This window comes from Bacillus sp. AC266 (genome assembly GCF_979253805.1).
Genome location: NZ_CEEDEC010000002.1, coordinates 302351 through 322746, shown reverse-complemented (window position 1 = coordinate 322746; position 20396 = coordinate 302351). Strand labels below are relative to the sequence as shown.

22 protein-coding genes are annotated in these 20396 nt (G+C 35.1%); 7 read left to right on the top strand and 15 right to left on the bottom strand.

What is annotated here, in order from left to right; genetic code table 11:
* Positions 1-76: 76 nt before the first annotated feature.
* Positions 77-799, bottom strand: coding sequence for a BclA C-terminal domain-containing protein (locus tag AC0IXC_RS09165; protein ID WP_471652844.1), 723 nt, complete (start codon positions 797-799; stop codon positions 77-79).
* Positions 800-1205: 406 nt separating this feature from the next.
* On the opposite strand from AC0IXC_RS09165, the gene AC0IXC_RS09160 reads away from it, so the two are divergent.
* Together AC0IXC_RS09160 and fhuB are read left to right on the top strand one after the other, a co-directional pair.
* Complete coding sequence (locus tag AC0IXC_RS09160) at positions 1206-2180, top strand: ABC transporter substrate-binding protein (RefSeq protein WP_471652843.1); 975 nt, start codon at positions 1206-1208, stop codon at positions 2178-2180.
* Between the two features lie 7 nt (positions 2181-2187).
* Positions 2188-4224, top strand: coding sequence for a Fe(3+)-hydroxamate ABC transporter permease FhuB (gene fhuB, locus AC0IXC_RS09155; protein ID WP_471652842.1), 2037 nt, complete (start codon positions 2188-2190; stop codon positions 4222-4224).
* A 48-nt stretch (positions 4225-4272) separates the two neighbouring features.
* On the opposite strand, the gene AC0IXC_RS09150 is transcribed toward fhuB, so the two are convergent.
* Positions 4273-5169 (bottom strand): hypothetical protein, encoded by an 897-nt coding sequence (locus AC0IXC_RS09150; protein ID WP_341087300.1) that lies wholly within the window; start codon positions 5167-5169, stop codon positions 4273-4275.
* A gap of 176 nt (positions 5170-5345) precedes the next feature.
* On the opposite strand from AC0IXC_RS09150, the gene AC0IXC_RS09145 reads away from it, so the two are divergent.
* Positions 5346-5849: a DinB family protein gene (locus AC0IXC_RS09145; RefSeq protein ID WP_000284970.1), complete on the top strand. Its 504-nt coding sequence runs from the start codon at positions 5346-5348 to the stop codon at positions 5847-5849.
* Positions 5850-5983: 134 nt separating this feature from the next.
* Complete coding sequence (locus tag AC0IXC_RS09140) at positions 5984-6316, top strand: YfjL-like protein (RefSeq protein WP_001093305.1); 333 nt, start codon at positions 5984-5986, stop codon at positions 6314-6316.
* A 63-nt stretch (positions 6317-6379) separates the two neighbouring features.
* Here AC0IXC_RS09140 and AC0IXC_RS09135 read toward each other — a convergent pair whose 3' ends face one another.
* The 6 genes from AC0IXC_RS09135 to AC0IXC_RS09110 form a co-directional block, all read right to left on the bottom strand.
* Positions 6380-7075, bottom strand: coding sequence for an ABC transporter permease (locus AC0IXC_RS09135; protein WP_002143299.1), 696 nt, complete (start codon positions 7073-7075; stop codon positions 6380-6382).
* 104 nt (positions 7076-7179) lie between these two features.
* The gene (locus AC0IXC_RS09130) at positions 7180-7884 is read right to left on the bottom strand and encodes an ABC transporter permease (RefSeq protein ID WP_016102992.1); all 705 of its coding nucleotides are present in this window, start codon (positions 7882-7884) and stop codon (positions 7180-7182) included.
* Between the two features lie 34 nt (positions 7885-7918).
* Positions 7919-8080, bottom strand: coding sequence for a hypothetical protein (locus AC0IXC_RS09125; protein ID WP_012261777.1), 162 nt, complete (start codon positions 8078-8080; stop codon positions 7919-7921).
* Positions 8073-8996: an ABC transporter ATP-binding protein gene (locus AC0IXC_RS09120; RefSeq protein ID WP_471652841.1), complete on the bottom strand. Its 924-nt coding sequence runs from the start codon at positions 8994-8996 to the stop codon at positions 8073-8075. The genes AC0IXC_RS09125 and AC0IXC_RS09120 overlap by 8 nt, the downstream gene beginning before the upstream one ends.
* Before the next feature lie 125 nt (positions 8997-9121).
* The gene (locus tag AC0IXC_RS09115) at positions 9122-10057 is read right to left on the bottom strand and encodes a HAMP domain-containing histidine kinase (RefSeq protein ID WP_002143309.1); all 936 of its coding nucleotides are present in this window, start codon (positions 10055-10057) and stop codon (positions 9122-9124) included.
* A 1-nt stretch (position 10058) separates the two neighbouring features.
* The gene (locus AC0IXC_RS09110) at positions 10059-10751 is read right to left on the bottom strand and encodes a response regulator transcription factor (protein WP_113768853.1); all 693 of its coding nucleotides are present in this window, start codon (positions 10749-10751) and stop codon (positions 10059-10061) included.
* 170 nt (positions 10752-10921) lie between these two features.
* Here AC0IXC_RS09110 and AC0IXC_RS09105 point away from each other — a divergent pair, with 170 nt between their 5' ends.
* Positions 10922-11095 carry a hypothetical protein gene (locus AC0IXC_RS09105; protein WP_002015431.1) on the top strand — a complete coding sequence of 58 codons (174 nt, stop codon included), beginning with the start codon at positions 10922-10924 and terminating at the stop codon, positions 11093-11095.
* Positions 11096-11290 (top strand): YwbE family protein, encoded by a 195-nt coding sequence (locus tag AC0IXC_RS09100; protein ID WP_001014315.1) that lies wholly within the window; start codon positions 11096-11098, stop codon positions 11288-11290.
* Positions 11291-11333: 43 nt separating this feature from the next.
* On the opposite strand, the gene AC0IXC_RS09095 is transcribed toward AC0IXC_RS09100, so the two are convergent.
* A complete protein-coding gene (locus AC0IXC_RS09095) occupies positions 11334-12533 on the bottom strand; it encodes a class I SAM-dependent rRNA methyltransferase (protein ID WP_002067464.1) in 1200 nt (399 codons plus the stop codon).
* 92 nt (positions 12534-12625) lie between these two features.
* Positions 12626-14416 (bottom strand): cation:proton antiporter, encoded by a 1791-nt coding sequence (locus AC0IXC_RS09090; protein ID WP_471652840.1) that lies wholly within the window; start codon positions 14414-14416, stop codon positions 12626-12628.
* Between the two features lie 256 nt (positions 14417-14672).
* Here AC0IXC_RS09090 and isdG point away from each other — a divergent pair, with 256 nt between their 5' ends.
* On the top strand, positions 14673-14996 hold the full coding sequence (isdG, locus tag AC0IXC_RS09085; protein WP_002015426.1) for a heme oxygenase: 324 nt from the start codon (positions 14673-14675) through the stop codon (positions 14994-14996).
* A gap of 67 nt (positions 14997-15063) precedes the next feature.
* Here isdG and srtB read toward each other — a convergent pair whose 3' ends face one another.
* From srtB to AC0IXC_RS09060, 5 genes are all read right to left on the bottom strand, one after another.
* A complete protein-coding gene (gene srtB / locus AC0IXC_RS09080) occupies positions 15064-15828 on the bottom strand; it encodes a class B sortase (RefSeq protein ID WP_002129321.1) in 765 nt (254 codons plus the stop codon).
* 31 nt (positions 15829-15859) lie between these two features.
* Positions 15860-16630 carry an ABC transporter ATP-binding protein gene (locus AC0IXC_RS09075; protein WP_002088890.1) on the bottom strand — a complete coding sequence of 257 codons (771 nt, stop codon included), beginning with the start codon at positions 16628-16630 and terminating at the stop codon, positions 15860-15862.
* Positions 16620-17603 (bottom strand): FecCD family ABC transporter permease, encoded by a 984-nt coding sequence (locus tag AC0IXC_RS09070; RefSeq protein ID WP_002034255.1) that lies wholly within the window; start codon positions 17601-17603, stop codon positions 16620-16622. Before AC0IXC_RS09070 ends, AC0IXC_RS09075 begins: the two co-directional genes overlap by 11 nt.
* A 27-nt stretch (positions 17604-17630) precedes the next feature.
* Positions 17631-18506, bottom strand: coding sequence for a heme ABC transporter substrate-binding protein IsdE (gene isdE, locus AC0IXC_RS09065; protein WP_429715268.1), 876 nt, complete (start codon positions 18504-18506; stop codon positions 17631-17633).
* Between the two features lie 75 nt (positions 18507-18581).
* Positions 18582-20396: NEAT domain-containing protein (locus tag AC0IXC_RS09060; RefSeq protein ID WP_471652839.1), on the bottom strand; the 1815-nt coding region annotated here is incomplete at its 5' end.

Genomic DNA, 20396 nt, shown 5'->3' with positions numbered 1-20396 from the left:
TATGCTTTACTTCGTTAACTTCTTATTATATGTATAAACTCTCTTAATTTTAAAAGAATAAGAGAGTTCACGTTACTTAGCTTAATCTTATAATCGTTAAAACTGCACCAGGTGTAGTCGTTGATAACGTGGCAACAGCTAACAATCCAAACAACTGCAAACTAATTGCACTCCCCGCTGCAAGAGTCGTAATAATTGTTGCACTAAATGAAGTCGTTGCTAATGCAGGAGAGTTGATAGTCCCAGCAAGCGGTGCCCCATTAATTGTAATTCGCGAACTAACTAATAATGAAGCTGTTATATTAATTGTATATGAAATATAATAATTCCCTGCATTTGCGGCCGTAAATACTGTGTTCCCCCCCGACACTGTAATTCCTGGACCGATATTCTGATTATTTGGAAGTGGGACATTTGTCCCACCAAGTAATACTGATATTGCCGTACCCGATGTATTATTCGCAAATGCATACGTTGCCGTGATACTTGTACCTGTTACTCCCGTCGCTCCTGTTTCACCTGTTGCTCCTGTTGCTCCCGTTATTCCTGTCGCTCCCGTTACTCCCGTTGCTCCCGTCGCTCCCGTTGCTCCCGTTGCTCCCGTTGCTCCCGTTGCTCCCGTTGCTCCCGTTGCTCCTGTCGCTCCTGTCGCTCCTGTATCACCTGTCGCTCCTGTTGGACCTGTTGGACCGAGCTTAGGAACTGTCCCATCGCAACTAAAACAGCACGAATCAACATGTAAACCATTTTGATTATTACATCCACAATATCCATTTGCATTATTACTCCATAAAGACATGTTGACCCTCCTTCGTGTTCGATCTTTTAAGTAAGCCCACTAATTAAAAATATCTTTCTAATAAAAATCAGTTTTTATTTTCCTTATCAACTACCCGCTCTGGAACAAACCTTTTATAAACAAAGTTTTTTTCCTTACATTCTAATAAATATTACATGCAATACGCTCTCCTTTCGCTTGTACTTTCGCCTTCCTCATTAAAGGAATTTCAGCTCCTTCAACCTTGATACACGTATGCATTTCAATACGATATATTAAAATCCGTATAAATCATTATTTTTAGTCAAAATTTTAAAAAAATATTGACACTTAAAACGCCCTCATAGTATGATTTTGGTGTTGTAATTGATAACGATTTTCAATATCGTACATATTGCAAATAAAACATTTTATTTGGGGGCAGAAGATGAAGAAAATTTTCAGTATTTTCATAGTAGTTCTTCTATTCGCTGTTGGATGCGGGCAGCAAAAAGAGGAGAAAAAAGAAACAAAAGCGGACAATAAAAATCAAGCTATAACAATTAAACACGCTGAAGGGGAAACGAAGTTAGATAAACCAGCGAAAAAAGTTGTTGTACTTGAGTGGGTATATTCAGAAGACTTATTAGCGCTTGGTGTTCAGCCAGTAGGGATGGCAGACATTAAGAATTATAATAAATGGGTAAATACAGCAACAAAACCAGGTAAAGATGTTGTCGATGTAGGAACACGTCAACAACCAAACTTAGAAGAAATTAGCCGTCTAAAACCAGATTTAATTATCACAGCTTCATTCCGTAGTAAAGCTATTAAAAACGAATTAGAGCAAATCGCTCCTACAGTTATGTTCGATCCATCAACAAGCAATAACGATCACTTTGCTGAAATGACAGAGACATTTAAACAAATTGCAAAAGCAGTTGGAAAAGAAGAAGAAGGTAAAAAAGTATTAGCTGATATGGATAAAACATTTGCAGATGCAAAAGCGAAAATTGACAAAGCAGACTTAAAAGATAAAAACATCGCAATGGTACAAGCATTTACAGCTAAAAGCGTACCAACATTCCGTATATTGACTGACAATTCTACAGCTTTACAAGTTACAAAAAAATTAGGTTTAACAAACACTTTTGAAGCTGGGAAATCAGAGGCAGATGGTTTCAAACAAACAACTGTAGAATCATTACAAAGTGTACAAAATTCAAACTTCATTTACATTGTAGCGGATGATGATAACATTTTTGACACGCAACTAAAAGGTAACCCTGCTTGGGAAGGGTTAAATTTCAAAAAAGAAGACAAAATGTATAAATTAAAAGGCGACACTTGGATTTTCGGTGGTCCTGAGTCTGCAAAATCTTTAGCAACACAAGTAGCAGATGTAATGACAGCGAAGAAGTGATTACACGATGAATAGCTTACAACATACACTTCGAGCAAGTCTTGTATTCGGAGGAGGAGCAGCTCTCTTGCTCCTCCTTTTCTTTATTCATATCGGACAAGGGCAAGCAAACATTTCCTATAGTATGATTATTGATGCTCTTATCTCACCGAACCAATCACTAGAGCATCAAACTTTAATCATGCTTCGATTACCTAGAGCTGTAATTGCCATTTTAGCTGGAGGCGCTCTTGCTGCATCTGGGGTTATTTTACAAACGTTAACGAAAAATCCACTTGCTGAATCCAGTACAATGGGTATTCACTCTGGCGCATATTTCTTTCTAGTAGCGGCTACAATTTTCTTACCGAAAGGTCTGCAAATTAATTCACTTCTTTTCACATTTATCGGCGGTGCTATTACTGCTTTATTTGTATACCGTATTTCTGGTGGGAAAAAGGGAACCCCACTTAGAATGGCACTAGCTGGTATGGTCGTTACATTAATGCTTTCTGCCTTTACCGGAACGATGCAGCTTTTCTATGAAAATGAAACAGCTGGTTTATTTTTATGGGGAGCTGGATCTCTTATTCAAAATAACTGGGATGGCGTTCAATTTGCTTTTCCATTTATCATTATTTCTTTCCTAGTTTTACTATTTATGTCTCGTAAACTCAACATCCTCTTACTTGGTGATGATGTTGCTGTTTCTCTTGGTGAAAAAACAGCAGTAACACGTCTTATCGCCTTCATTGCTGCGATCTTTTTAACAGCAGTAATTGTAACTGTTGTTGGACCAATTGGATTTGTCGGCTTAGTTGCACCACATTTAATGCGTCTTATTGGCTACCGTCAACACTTTACTCTCCTTCTCTCTTCTTTCTTATGGGGAGCTGTACTATTACTTGGAGCTGATGTCGTTGGTAGACTAATAGATCCAACTGGGGCTGAACTTCCTGTCGGAGCAGTCACAGCAATGATTGGATCACCTTGGCTTATTTATTTAGTGTATCGAATGATGAAATCGAAACAATATATGCATGATAACGGCGCAAATGCAGCTGGAGCTAGTTCTCGCTATTACTCTTATAAAAAGGTAATCATTATCTCTATCACACTTTGCATTGTGACGATTGCTCTTGGTGTTACAATCGGTAGTAACGCTTATATCGAAAGTATTACAAATGTTATATCAGGACAATTAACACAATTTGATAAAAATATGATGATGAACCTTCGTTTACCAAGAATGCTCGTTGCTGCTATTGCTGGAGCATGCCTTGCGATAAGCGGACTTGTTTTCCAAGGTATATTACGAAACCCACTTGCCGATCCTTCTATTATTGGTATTTCATCGGGAGCAGGTGTTGGCGCTTTAACTATTATGTATGTCTTTCCCGCACTTCCTGGTTTCTTCCTACCAATTGGTGCATTTATTGGTGGACTACTTGCAGTTGGAATTGTCCTCTTCTTCTCATGGAAATCAGGATTTAGTCCAACAGCTCTTGCTTTAATAGGAATTGGCATTTCAGCGCTCGGCTCAGCGATTATTCAAATCTTTATCGTTAGAGCAAATTTGAATGTTGCTGCGGCCTTAACATGGTTGTCAGGCAGTACGTATGCAAGAGGATGGAATCACTTAGAAAATATCATTCTATATCCATCTCTTATTCTTATACCAATTATCTTTTTCTTAATGAAACAACTTGACGTTCTTGTACTTGGAGATGATTTAGCAACCGGACTCGGGCAGCCTGTAAATAAAACGCGTCTTGCTCTAATTGTGTTAGCGACACTACTTGCATCAATTAACATTGCTGCTGTCGGTACAATTGCCTTTTTAGGTCTTGTTGCACCTCACTTAGCACGAATCGTCGTTGGTATGAATCATCAAAGACTATTCGTTTGTTCAGCACTGTTTGGAGCAATACTTCTTTCCATTGCTGATTTACTCGGACGAACGATTGCATATCCGAAAGAAATCCCTTCTGGTCTTGTCGTTGCTGTACTTGGAGCACCTTATTTCTTGTGGTTGATGAGGAAGAGTGGGAAGAAGGTTAGTTAAAAAGGAGGCTTCTTATATGAGAGGCCTCCTTTTTATATACTACATAAATTACTCTGATCTCACTAATTTCACAGATTCACTCCCCTCCATAAACTCATGTTTTACAGTTAATGTGTTCTCCTCAAGTTTCAAATCAGCTTTCTGCTTTCTTTCTCCCACTAAAAATACAAGCTCTACAGAAATAATTCCTTTGTTCACACTTAATACCCGGAAATCCCCTATAGTAGTCCCTTTCCCAAAAATATTATGTTCCATAAATTCTCCGCCTGTTTTCTCACTATTAAATTCTATTTCCAAACCAACTGGTCTGTCTGTACTTTCTTGTGACATCCAAGATCCCTCTAGCTTTCTAATATCAGCCTCTTTTTTCTTTTTATTTTTTAATTCTTCCTCTTTTTTCTTTGCTTCTGCCTGTTGAGTTAGTATGTCATCGATTTGCGTACTCAGCTCTTTGGCCCGGTGATTTTCCGAAATCCATTGTTCATTTTGACCAGTATCATCAATAATTTTATTTACTATTACTTTAGCCTCTTCATACTTTTTATCATTCTTTAATTTCTCTGCCTTTTCCAATTGACCTATATATTTACTTTTTAACTCTTTATTCTCCATGAGCAAAGCTTTTTGCTCTTTCGCTTGATTTTGAAGAGTTGTAGAACCCTCTTTCATGTTTTCTACTTCTTGAAACAAATCTATTGCTTGTTCTATATTTCCACTCGATTTCTCTTTTATTGCACGTATCATCTTAGTAGTTTGTTCTTTTAATACTTTTGCTTCTTTATCATTCTTTTTCTCTTCTAATGCCAATTCAAATGATGCTTGTGCAGTGTCATATTCTTTACTCGCTAAAGCTAATTTCCCCTGATCCATTGCCTTTTTATAAGTCTCATTGCTACATCCTGCCATTAAAAATAGAATTATGATTCCTAAAATCAATCTTTTCATAATATCCCCCTTGATGCTGTAAAATCTATATACTAAATCAATATAATTCCATATACACTCAATAATATCATAAAATTTATATATAAACCTTTTAAATACCCTTATTAAAATATAAAGGAAACTAGCCATTTCTCCACGAACTTAATCTATGAACATAAGTAGGGGGGATAACAATAATGTACCAAACTATTGAAGGTTTTCTACAATCATGGACATACGAAGCTGAGTCTACTCAGAAGATGCTCGATGCATTAACCGACGAATCTTTATCACAAGAAATTGCACCTGGGCACTGGACTTTAGGGAGAGTCGCTTGGCATATCGTTACAGCACTTCCTGTTATGCTATCAGGGACAGGGCTTAAGTTTGAAGGGGAAACGAAAGATTATCCTGTACCAACTTCAGCAAAAACAATTGCAGATGGGTATCGCAAAGTGAATACGGCTTTTATTGAAGCACTTCAAAGTGAGTGGACTGATAAAGACTTAGCTACTATTAATAACTTCTTTGGTCGTCCTATGCCGAATTCTATATTTTTAATGACACTCATCAATCATCAAAATCACCACCGTGGACAGATGACTGTTTTAATGCGTCAAGCTGGCTTAACAGTCCCTGGCGTTTATGGTCCTGCAAAAGAAGAATGGGCTGCTACTGGAATGGAAGCTCCCCAAATGTAACGACAGAAAAAGACAAGGTGTTTATGCACCTTGTCTTTTTCTGTAACTTGTTTCATGTGAAACTATTTTCTACTAAATGGTATTTTATGAGAAAATACGTTAAGATAAATTCATATTAATTGGAGGGAACTAAATTGAATACAAAAAACAAAAAAATAACAATAAGAACTCTCTTACTAACTTCTATCATTGGAGTTATCGGTGTATCTCTTTATTTCACAAGTTATGGTACCCCTTGGGGAAAACAAACAGCAGTTACGGAATCAAAAGAATATATTACAAAATACTTTGATCTAGATGCAGAAGTCAAAAATACTTCTTACGATGCTAAAATGAATAGCTATGCAATCGCCTTTGAAACAATTGAAGATGGAGAGTTTACTATCGAATATAAAGGTCCTAATAACTTTAACATTTCTCCAGGAGTGCAAGAGTATTTAAGCAAACACTATAAATTTACAGAGTAGTAACGAAGCATACATATACAAAAAAGAGTTGGTATAACGCCAACTCTTTTTTACGTATTCTTGTCATACTGTTATATCTTCCTTCTCTATATTTTTAATTCCGTAATATGCAATCGCAACTCCAATCGCTGCAAATGTGAATTGAAGAGGAAGAAACGTCGCTATAGGAAATATGGGCGGGTTATTAATTGCGATTAATACAACGATAATAGAAGAAACGATTGTAGCTGGCACAGAACGTTTACGCATCCCGAAATATAGAGGAATTAAGCTTATTCCTGCCGTGGCAATGGCTAAAGGAATAAGATTTATCCCTTCTTGAATCAATTGATCTACTGTGAATGAATTAGGAAGAATTGAAAAATAACTATCTATCCCAAAGAAAATTCCTACTACTAAAATGTTCGATAAAATAACTGTTATAAGTGTTAATGTCGCTGTAACAGCCAACTTACTAGCCATCATTTTCTTTCGGTTAATTGGATAAGAAAACATGAGTAGTATTGTTTTACTTTTATATTCATCAATTATTAACTTGGCTATTAGTACGCCACCAAAAATAATAAATGTTGCTCTTACTAACGCACTAGCCATCGACAAAATTATCTGCGGATCCCTTATTTTTGGATCCCCTTCTATTTGAGCAACGATACTAACGAAGATTAGTAGTGCCAGTATAACGATATTCGCAATAACCGCTCTCTTCACATACCATCCAAGCTTAAACTTCCTCAATTCTAGCTTCATAAGACGTAGCATGATAGTCCTCCTTTCATGTAAGCTGCTGAAATTAACTTAAAATTGCAATTACTATTATTTTTTTCACTATTCATACCCCAGTTCGTTGTTGTTTTAAGCTTACTTCACGCCACATCAATTTTGTTGATTTTACGATATGAAAGATAACTAATAAAAATCCCTAATAAACAGAGCACTATTGGGATAGCGATAAAATTAAACATACTTACTTGACCGTTTCCAGAACCAAAGTTACTACTAATTAGCATCCCAATTATTACTGCAGAAGTAATTGTTGTCGGTGTCGATTTCTTTCTCATCCCAAAAAATAAAGGAATTAAACTTATACCAGATATCATAAATGCATTTATAAAAGTAGCTGGAACGATAGCTATTATTTCACCTATCGTAGCTGGCGTTTCAATCAGCCCCATCATTGGACTCACAAAATATACGAGTAAACTAATACTGAAAGTAGCGATAATCGTGCTCACAAAACAAAAACAAAAAACAATTGTTAATTTCGCCCTCATTAGCATTTTTCTTTGCAGTGGGTACATAAACAATAGTTGTATTGTTTTGTTCTTATACTCATCAATTATTAAACGTGATAAAATGACCGAACTAAAAATAATGAATGTTATCCTAATAACAGTGTTTATTAAAACCATTTGTTGCGTGAAGTCAGAGAATAGCCCATCTACCTCGTCTTTCGCTCCCAACGCCATGAGGTTTACTACGGTAAAAATTGCTATAATACAAATTGCTACACTTTTAAAATAACTAGATAATTGATGTTTCTTCCATTCAAGCTTCATTAATTTAAACATGTAAACCATGCCTCCATTCCTTATATAACTGCCTCTACGCTACTAACATTCTAATTCCAGCCATAACTACGCTTACTATTCCTATCACTAGTAAAATTAACGGCCATTTCCGCTCAGGTTTTCTATAATATAAAATCCCACTTATGAACATTACGATCAATCCACTTACTAGATTCACTAACAATCCATTAAGCATGAATGCCCTCTCCATCCATTACATTTAAGAAATATTCTTCTAAGGAACTATGTTTCTTATTAATACTTTCAATTTCTACATCGTTCATAATAAGTGCTTTTGAAATAGCTTGCTGAGACGCTGCCGTATCATACACACGAATCATATTTCCACTCATTATTTTGTAATTTTTTATACCGAGTTTATCTTCTAAAATATAAGCTGCACGCTTCACATCAGGAACAGTAATTTCAATGTACTCTGTTTGTTTTCCGTTAATACTCTTCATTGAAACTTCTTTTATTAGCTTTCCATTTTGAATCATACCGATTGTATCTGCCATTAGTTCCATCTCGCCTAAAATATGACTAGAGACTAATAACGTAATGCCATATTCTTTGCAGAGCATTTTAAATAAGTCTCTTAATTCTTTAATACCAATTGGATCTAAACCGTTAATTGGCTCATCTAAAATGAGTAATTCTGGCTTCGTCATGATCGCCCTTGCAATACCAAGTCTTTGCTTCATCCCTAATGAAAAATCTTTTACTTTTTTATCATCTATACCGTGCAGCTTCACTAAATGTAAAGCATGATCAATTGCGTTTTTGTCGTAATACCCCATATATTCACAATGTAATTCTAGGTTTTCCTTCGCCGTTAATTTATCATAAAAAATTGGATATTCGATAATCGTCCCCATGCGCTTTAACAATTCATAAGATGTATCCGTTAACATCTCACCAAAAATTTCAATATCACCGCTCGTCGGTTTTATTAAGTTTGTGATCATTTTCATAATCGTTGTTTTACCTGCACCATTCGGTCCTAAGAAACCGTAAATCTCACCTTTTTTCACATGCATGTTAACGCTAGAAATTACTTCTTTCCCTTTAAACACTTTCGTTAACTGATTCGTTTTTAATATATATGTCATGTCACTATCTCCTTTCGCACTACCTTATACTTCTATAATAGACAACGGAATTCTCTTTTTTCTTACCCGTTCCTTACAAATTCCTTACGCTGAAAAAAAGCTTGTAGAATTTACTTCTCTACAAGCTAAAACAGCATCTTTGTTAATACAACTGTAAAAATTGTTTTTTCATACGGCTTACTAGAAAGATGTATTTCTCCGTCCATCGCTTCCACAAGCCTTTTCGTAATCGTTAACCCTAAACCGCTTCCTTGGTACAATCTATTTCTGGAATCTTCAAGTGTGTACATACGCTCAAACACTTTATCAATGTGAGATTCATCAATTCCCTTTCCTGTATCCCATACATCTATATACACACTCGTTTCATCATCTCTTAACGTCATACCAAGTGTCTTTCCATCGTCACCATATGTAATCGCATTTGATATTAAATTATTCAATACTCTACCTAATACTTCTACATTTCCAAGTGCATATATATTTCTTTCTGGTATATCAATATGAACTTGAAACCCTTTCGTCGTCACTAAATCATAAAAAGATAAAATCTTCTCGCGACAAACTTCATTCATATTTACTTTTGTCATCTCAATTGCTTTGTCACCGGATTCTAATTTTGCTAAATCAAAAAACTTATGAATCAGTTCCATCACTTCTAGTGTTTTTACATGCACCTTTTCGAGTAATATTTGCTTCTCTTCCTCATTTATCGTTTTATCCTTATTTAACATTTCGGTATATCCAAGAATAACTGTTAGTGGTGTTTTCAAATCATGTGAAATATTTGAAAGCATTTTTCTCATCGAAATTTCCACTTTCGCATGATCTGCATTCGTTTTCTGTTTTGCATCTAATAAATGATTAATCCCCACTAATAAATTTCGCAATTCTAGATCATCTGTCATAATTAATAGCTTCTCACCAGTTTGTTCTTTTACAATTCGATTTAACTTCTCATACGTGTAGCGTAAATTCCTACTACTATTTTTCCTAATTTTATATTGCACGTAAATAACGATAAGCAATATAATAATCACCACTGTTAAAAATACAACCATACTACATCACTTCCAACTTATAGCCGATGCCCCATAATGTTTTAATATATTCTGGATTAGATGGATCACTTTCAATTTTCTCACGTAATCTTCTCATATGAACATTAATAACATTATCATCACCATAATATTCTTCATTCCAAACAAGCGTATATATTTGTGCTTTCGTAAAAACACGATTTTGATTCTTCACGAATAGCTTTAAAATCTCAAATTCTTTTAAAGTAAGTTTAAGCTGTCTTCCCTTTTTCTCCACAGTAAAATTAATTGGGTCAATTATTAAATCACCAATCTGAATCGCCTCATCTTTTGATTCCACAGCTGAATACTTTGTAGACCTCCGAATACCCGCTTTTACACGTGCAGCTAGTTCAATCATAGAAAACGGCTTACAAATGTAATCATCTGCTCCAAGGCCTAATCCAACCGCTTTATCAACATCTGTATCTTTCGCTGACATCATTAAAATCGGAACTGCACTTTTTTCTCGAATGATTCTGACGACCTCTAGCCCATCTAACTTCGGCATCATAATATCGAGAATTATCAAATCAAATGAACCTTTTGAAAATACGCCAACTCCTTCTTCTCCGTCAGATGCGATTGTAACTTGAAAACCTTCTCTTACTAAATATGTTTCAACCATCTCTTGAATTGAGATGTCATCTTCAACTAATAAAATATGATGTGACATATTTCTATCCCCTTTTTTAACAAACATTAACAATTTAATTGTATCGTAACGAATGAATGCTGGAAAGAATTATATGAATTTTCAAACCAACTTCCCTTCCTTCCTTAACAATGATATGATGAAATTCACTACGATTGTTCATAATTAACTTTATATAAAGGAGACTTATCATGTCAGAAAACAAAAAAGTAAGCTTAGCTGATTTAATGCGCGAACAACTTGCGAAGAAAAAGCAAGGAAATGGAAACGGATCAAATAATGGAAGTCAAAGTCAAGAAACGAAAAAATTACAAAACCAACAAACGAAGAAAACAAACAACCAACGTAGACGTACAGGTGTATAAATGAACGGGCAAAAACGATCTAACATTTCATCAGGTCTTGAAGTTGATATTGTATTAAAACAAGATCAACGTACAGGTAAGCTAACAAGAGGAATTGTAAAAGATATTTTAACGAACTCACCTTCACATCCGCACGGCATTAAAGTAAGATTGCAAGACGGACAGGTTGGCAGAGTACAAAATATTATTCAATAAGAAAAGGAGCTCATTTAAACTTGAGCTCCTTTTCTTATTTTCATTAACCTTTAATTTTTTCGATGAAAACTACTTTTAAATAGTCTCCCTCTTTAAATTGATCAATTGTACGGAAATCTTCCGGTAAAGAATGTTCTTCTAATATTTTATATTTACCGTTCATTTCTTTAAATGCTGTATCGATAAAGCCATTAAACTTTTTCATATCGAATGCGCTACAATTTGTAGAAGCAACGATAATACCGTTATTTTCTGTAATGGCAATTGTTTCTTTTAATAAGTTTTTATAATCTTTCGCCGCACTGAACGTATATTTTTTCGAGCGTGCAAAGCTTGGGGGATCAAGTACAACCATATCAAATTTCATCTTTTTCTTAGCTGCATATTTGAAATACAGAAATACATCTTCTACAATAATATCTTGTGCTTCATAATCAATTTCATTTACACTAAACTGCTCAATCGTTTTACTTAAACTACGATTTGCAAGGTCCACACTCGTTGTTTTACTCGCTCCGCCAAGCGCTGCAAATACAGAGAAAGCCCCAGTATAAGAGAACATATTTAGAACCGTTCTTCCTTTTGCATATTTATCACGAATTTGTTTTCGAACGTTACGCTGATCTAAAAACACACCAACCATCGCCCCGTCATTTAAATATACAGCAAAGTTTACACCGTTCTCTTTTACGATAAGTGGGAACTCACCGCGCTCTCCTGCGACAAAATCATCACCTTCAATGTATTTCCCTTTCGTATCAAAACGCTTTTTCTCATAAATCCCTTTGAAATTTGCTACTTTTTGAAGTGCTGCTATAATCTCATCGCGGAAAGTATAAACCCCTTCACTATACCAACTTATTACGTAATAGCCGTCATAATAATCGATGATTAAACCACCAAGGCCATCGCCCTCTCCATTTAGGGCACGGAATGCTGTTGTATCATTTGATTTATAAAAATCTTTTCGTTTATGTAAAGCAGATTTGATTTTACTTTCAAAGAAAGGTTGATTAATTTGCTCTTTCTCTTTTCTCGTTAAAATCCATCCATATCCTTTATTTTGTTTTCCATAATAGCCTTTTCCGATGAATTGGTTCTTCTCATCTACTACGTTGATGATTGTTCCTTCTTCACGTACATCATTTAAATTTTGAATAGCATCTTTTAAAATAAGTGGATATCCACTTTTAATTTCTTTTATAAACTTCGGTTTTATTTTTATAGTTACTTCAGATCGCATGTAATGTCTTCCTTTCCATTTGAATGCTTTCTAATTAGTAGGAAGCAATGTAAAAAACGAGGCTGAAAAAAGCCTCGTTTCACTATACCATATTATTGCTTTGCTAGTACAACTAGCTCATCTCCTGGTATAACCGCTATATATTTATACAATGTTGAAAAAGTAAGACTACCATCATCGTGACGAATAAATAATATTACATCCTCTGAATCCCTCTCTTCTTTATTAATTTTTTGTTCTTCCTCAACTTGTATCGTTTTAAATGTATAACCCTCTTCAATTTTTCTATCTAACTCTTCATAAATTTCATTTTGACCAAACAGTAAATGAGCTTTTTTCGAAAGAGAGATGCGTTCTTGCTCAATCTTTTCCACATCATGAATCGGAAGTAAAAATGTATTATGATGTCCAAACTGCGGTACATATGTGTTTGCGACTAATACATTGTAAGAATCCGTATCTGTAACTGAAATTAAGTATTCATACTGATTCATATCTACTTCAAATTGCAACTGCTCTGAGAGTACTTGGCCGTTATATGTATTAAGCCCATTCACCTTTGCGCATTGCAAATGTTCTTCCGATACATCCACGATTAAGCTCGGAATCCCCATCTCTTTACAATGCATAGCGAATGCAGTTGAGAATGTACTAGCTCCTGAAATTAAAATACCTGGTGGCTGTGTATTGGCTAATCCTAATTTTTTTGCTAAAAATCCAATTGAAAATCCATGAGCACAAACGGTCGTAATTACGAGTGCAAATGTAAGTGCTGTTAATATAGAAGCATCTTTATACCCTTCTTGTAATAACTCCGTCGCAAAGTAACTTGAAACCGTTAATGCAACAATACCTCGCGGCGCAATCCAACCAACTAGCGCCCTTTCTGATTTTGTTAACTCTGTTCCGATTGTCGATACCCAAATTGATAAAGGACGAACAACAAATATCATCATAAGTACGAAGCTAATAATAGGCCAGCTAAAAATCTCCATAATCGTCGTTCTTGGAAGTGATGCTGTTAAGATGATGAAAACAGTCGATGTTAATAGTACGGAAATATTTTCGTTAAAATGACGAATATCACCGATAGAAGAAATATATTTCTTCATCCGTGCAAGTGTAATCCCCATTACTGTTACGGCTAGCATACCTGTTTCATGCATGACTTCATCTGCAATGCCGAAGCATAGTAATACCGTAACGAGCAAAATCGGTGCCTTTAAATATTCTGGTACTTTCCCTTTTAAAATCATATAACTCATAAAAATACTAAACGCATACCCAAGTACCATTGCAAATAACGAACCTGCAAAGAAATATAGTAACGTATGTAAGTGTACATTTTCTTTCGTTAAGAAATTTACAATTTGAAAGGCGAATACAGCAAGTAATGCTCCAAACGGATCAACGATAATCCCTTCCCACTTTAAAATTGCAGCTGTCCTTGGCTTTAATCGTGCTTGGCGTAACAACGGAATAATTACAGTTGGACCTGTCACAATAAAAAGTCCTCCAATAATAAATGCAACCGCCCAATCTAATCCAGCGACGTAATGGGCTGCAAGTGAGCCAGCAATCCAAGCAATAAACGCACCAAACGTAACAATACGAAATACTGGTTTTGATAGTCCCCTCAGTTCACGTACATCTAAACTTAAACTACCCTCAAACAATATAATGGCAACAGAAAGTGATACGAGTGGACTAAAAACATCTCCAAGCACCTCTTTTGGATTAATAATACCGAAAACTGGACCAATTAATAATCCGGCAACTGCCATAACAACAATAGCAGGGAGCTGGAAGCGCCATGCAGTCCATTGTGAGGCGATGCCTAGTGTAATAATAATAACGATACTAAGTAACAGTGATTCGACCATAATACCCTCCTTGTTCATAGTATTGCGAAAGCAAGGTATAAACCATACTTTGCTTGTGTATATTTCTTATTTTGTTTTATTTTAATAATATATAACTTCATTAAATATATGGTCAAATTATTTATATAATAGTAAATTCATCCTTAATTCTACATTTATATGAAAATCACTATTGACAATGATAATGATTTTCATTATCATTTAATGTATATGAGTTCTTGAAAATAAAGGCTACACATTTATAGGAGGAATAAACATGATTATTGTTACAAATACAACTAAAATTACAAAGGGAAATGGCCATAAATTAATTGAGCGTTTTAATAAAGTAGGTAAAGTCGAAACAATGTCAGGATTTTTAGGATTAGAAGTTCTTTTAACGCAAAATACAGTTGATTATGATGAAGTAACAATTAGCACTCGCTGGAATGCAAAAGAAGATTTCCAAGGTTGGACAAAGAGCTCAGCATTTAAAGATGCTCACTCACATCAAGGCGGGATGCCAGACTATATTCTTGATAATAAAATTGCTTACTATGATGTAAAAGTTGTACGTATGCCAATGGCTGCAGCACAGTAAGCATATTTTTTTAAAAGTATAGAATATGAAGAGTGTTACCACTTCTCATATTCTATACTTTTTTTATTTAATGTCTTTTTACTAGTTTCGCATGTACTACTAATCTTCCCGCTTCTGGATCAAGTGCATAGTCACACGTCGAAAGTGTTACGATTTGATCACTTTCTGTCACTTTTGTATCCGTTTTGTACAGCGATTTTTCTTGAATTTTCTCCAAAAATGATGTGTATTCCGTATCACTACTAAAATCCGTTTCAATGTAATAAAAATCAGTTGTTGTTGTATACACCGAAAACACTTCAAGATCATATCCTTCAAATAATGTATCGTAATATAATTTACGATGCGACATGAAGAAATCTTCATCCAACATTTTCTTTAAACTTCCAAACATAGAACCATCTTTCATACGGTGACCATATAAAATAGTATTTCGATTTTGAGATTTCACATCATTACGATAGTCCATAAAAATGCTTCCTGCTCTCATATCTTCACCTTTATAATTTCGAAATAAATAGTAATCATTGTCTTTTGCTTGAACGATTGGATAATTAATTTGTGTATCATCCATCGTAATCCATCCAACTATTTCTTGGTTAATTTGCTGCAGAACTTTGAACTGTTTACGTACTTCCCCGTCTTGTGATTGCTCTTCCATCGGACTTTTTTCATAAATGTTTTGTGCTTCGGCCATTACTTTACGATTTTCATAGTAATCCATGAAAATATCACCTAATTCATATACTGAATAGAAAAAGGTACCTAAAAAAACAACTGTAAGTATTCGTTGAAAAAAAGAATTCTTCTTCCTTTCTTTTTTGCTACTCAAATTATCACCTCAAAACGGATTGTTCGCATGTTTAAATACCCATTGGGACCATATACAATCCTGTATCTTCATCTTGCTTTACAACGACATCTACACCGTATATCGTCTTTATCATACTTTCTGTCACAACATCATTCGGCTTGCCTTTTGTAACAATTTCGCCGTCTTTCATAACAATGATATGATCACTATAGCGAATCGCCTGATTAATATCGTGTAATACCATAACGATTGTCAATCCTTGTGCTTCATTTAATTCTTTTACTAACTCTAATATTTCAAGTTGATAATAAATATCTAAATATGTTGTCGGTTCATCTAAAAAGAGCATTGGCGTCTTCTGAGCTAACGTCATGGCAATCCAAACACGCTGTCTTTCTCCACCAGATAAAGCATGAATTTCCTTATCACGTTTACTTAGCAAATTCGTACATGCTAAAGCCCTTTCTATTGCTTCTCTATCTTCATCAGTTTGCGAAGAAAATATATTTTTATGAGGCATACGGCCAAAGCTTGTTAATTTCTCTACCGTCATATCTGCCGGTGCTTCATTTTGTTGATGGACAACGGCTAACTTTCTAGCAAACTCTTTCGGTTTATATTGGCTAATTGCCTTCCCATCAAGTATTACCTCTCCACTACGAGGATCGTGATTTCTTGACATCACACCAAGTAATGTTGATTTCCCGCAACCGTTTGGTCCAATAATTGTTGTAATTTTACCAATCTCTATTTCACTACTAACCGACTTTAATCGATCCGTTACATTATCGTACGAAAAGGTTACATTTTTAATTTCCATGAACTTTATCACTCTTTCTAAGCAAGAATATTAAGAATGGGCCACCAATAACTGCCATAATCGTCGCTGCTGGAATTTCGTTAGGTGGCACAATTAACCTTCCAATCGTATCCGCCGTCAAAATTAATAACGCCCCTGCAAGAGCAGAAAATGGAATTAATGCTTTATGGTCTGAACCAACTAGTTGTCTTGAAATGTGCGGAACGAGTAATCCTACGAAAGCGATAACACCTGCAATTGCTGTTGATACTGCCGCTAAGAGTACTGCAATGGCAGAAATAATAAGACGAACTCTCGTCACGTGCAAGCCTAAGTTTTTTGCAGTCTTATCTTGTAGAGATAGTAAGTTACACCAAGCTCCGACAAACAGTGCAAGAATAAGACCAATTGTTCCATAAGTAACCATTATTTCTACATCGCCCCACGTCTTCATCGTTATATTAGAAGTCGTCGTTTGCTTAATACTCTTAATGAAGTATCCACAAATCGTAATGAACGATTCATTTAATCCAGTGAACATCGCATTAATGGCAATACCAATTAAAATAATGCGAAGCGGACTTAATCCTGATTTCCATGAAAACGAATAAACGAGATAACATGCAAACGCACCACCTAGAAAGGCGAATACCGGCGTCCAGAAAAAGAATTGCGGGAATAGCGTAATAATAACAAGTGTCATAAAACTTGCTCCTGAAGATATCCCGATTACCCCAGCATCAGCAAGTGGATTTTTCATGACAGCTTGGAAGAGCACGCCCGAAACAGCAAGAGCTGCTCCAGTAAATAGTGCAATAATAATACGTGGGAAACGTAAATCTTTAATCACTTCAACATCTTCATTTGCCCCTGTAAATATTCCTTGTACAAGGTCAATAATACCTACTTCTAAACTACCTTTCGTCGCTGACAACAAAGTCATAATGATGAGTAATACAGTAACAATAAAGAAACTCCAAAATTTTTTATTCATGCTAATCTTCCTTTATATTAAAATGCATCACGGATACATCATTTTTTTCAATTCATCTAGCGCTTCAGTCGCTGCTAAATTTCCTGTCGTTCCAAATAAACGCTCTTCTAAATCGTAAACACGATTATTTTTAACTGCAGCGAAGTGTTTCCAAATATCATTTGTTTTAAATTCTTTATCAAACATTTTTACAACTTCATCAGGCATACCATGTGCCGCTCGTAAAATAATGTATGGATCAGCTTTTTTTAAATACTCTGTATTAGAAGCTAAATACTCTACTTGTTCACCTTGTACAATGTTTTTACCACCTAATTGTTTCACTAAATCTCCAATATAAGAATGCTCTGTTGCTACTAAATAACTCCCCGGTACACCTAATAAAATAAGCACTGTCGGTTCTTTCTTTCCCTTTACTGCTTTTTGAATCTCTGCAACCTTGTTATCTAACTTAGTTACAACTGCTTCAGCCTGCTTTTCACGTCCATATTGCTTACCTAAATTACTAATGGAATTTTGCATATTTTTTAAACTTGTTAGATCTAAAAAGTTTGCTTTCATACCTACACCATCAAAAACTGGCTTTAATTCATATTCAAGTGTTGTCACTGATAATACTTCTGACGGCTTTAATGATTTTACCTTTTCCATATCAGGACTCATCGGATTCCCAACTTCAGGTAAACCTTTATATCTCTTTGGTAAATCTTTAGTACTTGTTGGTACACCAATTAAATCTACTTCTAACGCATCCATAATTTCAGTAACAGCAACTGTCGTTGCGACAATCCTCTCTTTACCCTCACTCTTTACCTGCTTCGCTGTTTCTTTTTTGGGCGCCTGGCATCCAGCTATACTCACTAATAAAATGATAGCCATTAGTACACTTACAATTTTCTTCACTCTTAATCACCACTCCTTTCCAAACAATATGAAACAAGTCTTGATGCATGCAAACATGCATCAAGACTCCAAAAATTACAATCTACCTGCTCTATATTTACGAACTAGTAAAGCAAGTGACCCAAGCAATAGCACCATGTATAAACCTAGTTGTGCTGTATCTGCCGTTTTTGAGTTTTTCTCTTTTTTCGAATCATTTTTTTGATCTTCTTTTTTCTTCTTATCATCTGCATTTCGGTTAAAATCAGGATTATCTACTTTTTTTACATTATCTACTTTCGGTGTAATCACTGGATTGTTCGGATCATTTTTCGGATCTTTTTTTGGATCCTCTTTAATCGTTCCTAACGCACCAATATTATTTGTATCAAATTGAATTTGGACATCGTAGAAGTGGTGGTAGTTCATCTCATCAATGTCTACTTTCACTTTTGCATTTAATTTTTTAAATAAATCTTCTACTTCAAATTGTACTACTCGCGTATTTGCATTTTTATCTTCACTTACTACTTTTGCATCAGCAAAAAGACTATTGTTTTCTGTTTGGAATTTCGTAATCCACGCACTATTTTTCAGCGTCATCTCAATGTACTTTTTACCATCTTTAACGATTAATTTTGCTGGATTTACAGTATAGTCATGCATCTTTGAAAGTTCTTCTGTTTTGTTTTTTAACACTTTAAATGTAATATCATATTGACCATCTACTAAATTTTTCGGATCAACTATTACTTTCGGTGTATTATTTCCGCCTTGGTTATCGTTTCCACCTTGGTTATCATTTCCGCCTTGGTTGTCGTTTCCGCCTTGGTTCCCTAAAGCTTTGATACTATCTTGATCAAATACAAATTGAACATCGTAGAAATGGTGATAATTCATTGAATCAATATCTACTTTTACTTTTGCATTTAATTTTTTAGACAAATCATTTACTTCTACTTCTACTACTCTTGTATTTTGCTCTTTATTTTCACTTAATACTTTTGCATTAACGAACGAGCCATTTTTCTCAAAATCAAACTTTGTAATCCATGTACTATTTGTTAATGTAAACGATACATATTTCTTACCATCTTTTACTTTCAATACACCTGGGCTTTTTGTGTATGTATTCATCATTGATATTTCATCTGTTTGATCTTTTAATACTTTAAAGCCAATGCTGTATTCACCGTCTTTAAGAGCGTTTGGATCAATTGTTGTATTATTGCCTTGGTTGTCGTTTCCGCCTTGGTTGTTGTTTCCACCTTGGTTATCATTTCCGCCTTGGTTATCATTTCCGCCTTGGTTGTCGTTTCCGCCTTGGTTGTCGTTTCCACCTTGGTTGTCGTTTCCGCCTTGGTTGTCGTTTCCACCTTGGTTGTCGTTTCCGCCTTGGTTATCTAACGGTTTAATGCTATCTTTATCAAATGCAAATTGAATATCATAGAAATGATGGTAATTCATTGAATCGATATCGACTTTTACTTTTGCGTTCAATTTTTTCGATAAATCTGCTACTTCCACTTCCACTACACGCGTATCAGCTTTCGTATCTTCACTCAATACACTCGCATCAACAAACGAACCATTTTTATCAAATTCAAACTTTGTAATCCAAGCGCTATTCGTTAATGTGAATGATACATATTTTTTACCATCTTTCACTTTTAACACGCCTGGACTCTTTGTATACGTGTTCATCATTGAAATTTCTTCTGTTTGATCTTTTAAAGCTTTGAAATTGATACTGTATTCACCATCTTTAATTGTTTCAGCATCTGGATTTTTGTTTCCATCTGGTTTTTCTACTTCCGGTTTCTCTACTTCTGGCTTCTCTACTTCTGGTTTCTCTACTTCTGGTTTCTCTACTTCTGGTTTCTCTACTTCTGGTTTCTCTACTTCTGGTTT

What these genes read in the sequence shown, in the direction of transcription:
- AC0IXC_RS09165 (WP_471652844.1), bottom strand. Translation starts at nt 799, where the DNA reads ATGTCTTTATGGAGTAATAATGCAAATGGATATTGTGGATGTAATAAT.
- AC0IXC_RS09160 (WP_471652843.1), top strand. Translation starts at nt 1,206, where the DNA reads ATGAAGAAAATTTTCAGTATTTTCATAGTAGTTCTTCTATTCGCTGTT.
- fhuB (WP_471652842.1), top strand. Translation starts at nt 2,188, where the DNA reads ATGAATAGCTTACAACATACACTTCGAGCAAGTCTTGTATTCGGAGGA.
- AC0IXC_RS09150 (WP_341087300.1), bottom strand. Translation starts at nt 5,169, where the DNA reads ATGAAAAGATTGATTTTAGGAATCATAATTCTATTTTTAATGGCAGGA.
- AC0IXC_RS09145 (WP_000284970.1), top strand. Translation starts at nt 5,346, where the DNA reads ATGTACCAAACTATTGAAGGTTTTCTACAATCATGGACATACGAAGCT.
- AC0IXC_RS09135 (WP_002143299.1), bottom strand. Translation starts at nt 7,075, where the DNA reads ATGCTACGTCTTATGAAGCTAGAATTGAGGAAGTTTAAGCTTGGATGG.
- AC0IXC_RS09130 (WP_016102992.1), bottom strand. Translation starts at nt 7,884, where the DNA reads ATGTTTAAATTAATGAAGCTTGAATGGAAGAAACATCAATTATCTAGT.
- AC0IXC_RS09125 (WP_012261777.1), bottom strand. Translation starts at nt 8,080, where the DNA reads ATGCTTAATGGATTGTTAGTGAATCTAGTAAGTGGATTGATCGTAATG.
- AC0IXC_RS09120 (WP_471652841.1), bottom strand. Translation starts at nt 8,996, where the DNA reads ATGACATATATATTAAAAACGAATCAGTTAACGAAAGTGTTTAAAGGG.
- AC0IXC_RS09115 (WP_002143309.1), bottom strand. Translation starts at nt 10,057, where the DNA reads ATGGTTGTATTTTTAACAGTGGTGATTATTATATTGCTTATCGTTATT.
- AC0IXC_RS09110 (WP_113768853.1), bottom strand. Translation starts at nt 10,751, where the DNA reads ATGTCACATCATATTTTATTAGTTGAAGATGACATCTCAATTCAAGAG.
- AC0IXC_RS09105 (WP_002015431.1), top strand. Translation starts at nt 10,922, where the DNA reads ATGTCAGAAAACAAAAAAGTAAGCTTAGCTGATTTAATGCGCGAACAA.
- AC0IXC_RS09100 (WP_001014315.1), top strand. Translation starts at nt 11,096, where the DNA reads ATGAACGGGCAAAAACGATCTAACATTTCATCAGGTCTTGAAGTTGAT.
- AC0IXC_RS09095 (WP_002067464.1), bottom strand. Translation starts at nt 12,533, where the DNA reads ATGCGATCTGAAGTAACTATAAAAATAAAACCGAAGTTTATAAAAGAA.
- AC0IXC_RS09090 (WP_471652840.1), bottom strand. Translation starts at nt 14,416, where the DNA reads ATGGTCGAATCACTGTTACTTAGTATCGTTATTATTATTACACTAGGC.
- isdG (WP_002015426.1), top strand. Translation starts at nt 14,673, where the DNA reads ATGATTATTGTTACAAATACAACTAAAATTACAAAGGGAAATGGCCAT.
- AC0IXC_RS09075 (WP_002088890.1), bottom strand. Translation starts at nt 16,630, where the DNA reads ATGGAAATTAAAAATGTAACCTTTTCGTACGATAATGTAACGGATCGA.
- AC0IXC_RS09070 (WP_002034255.1), bottom strand. Translation starts at nt 17,603, where the DNA reads ATGAATAAAAAATTTTGGAGTTTCTTTATTGTTACTGTATTACTCATC.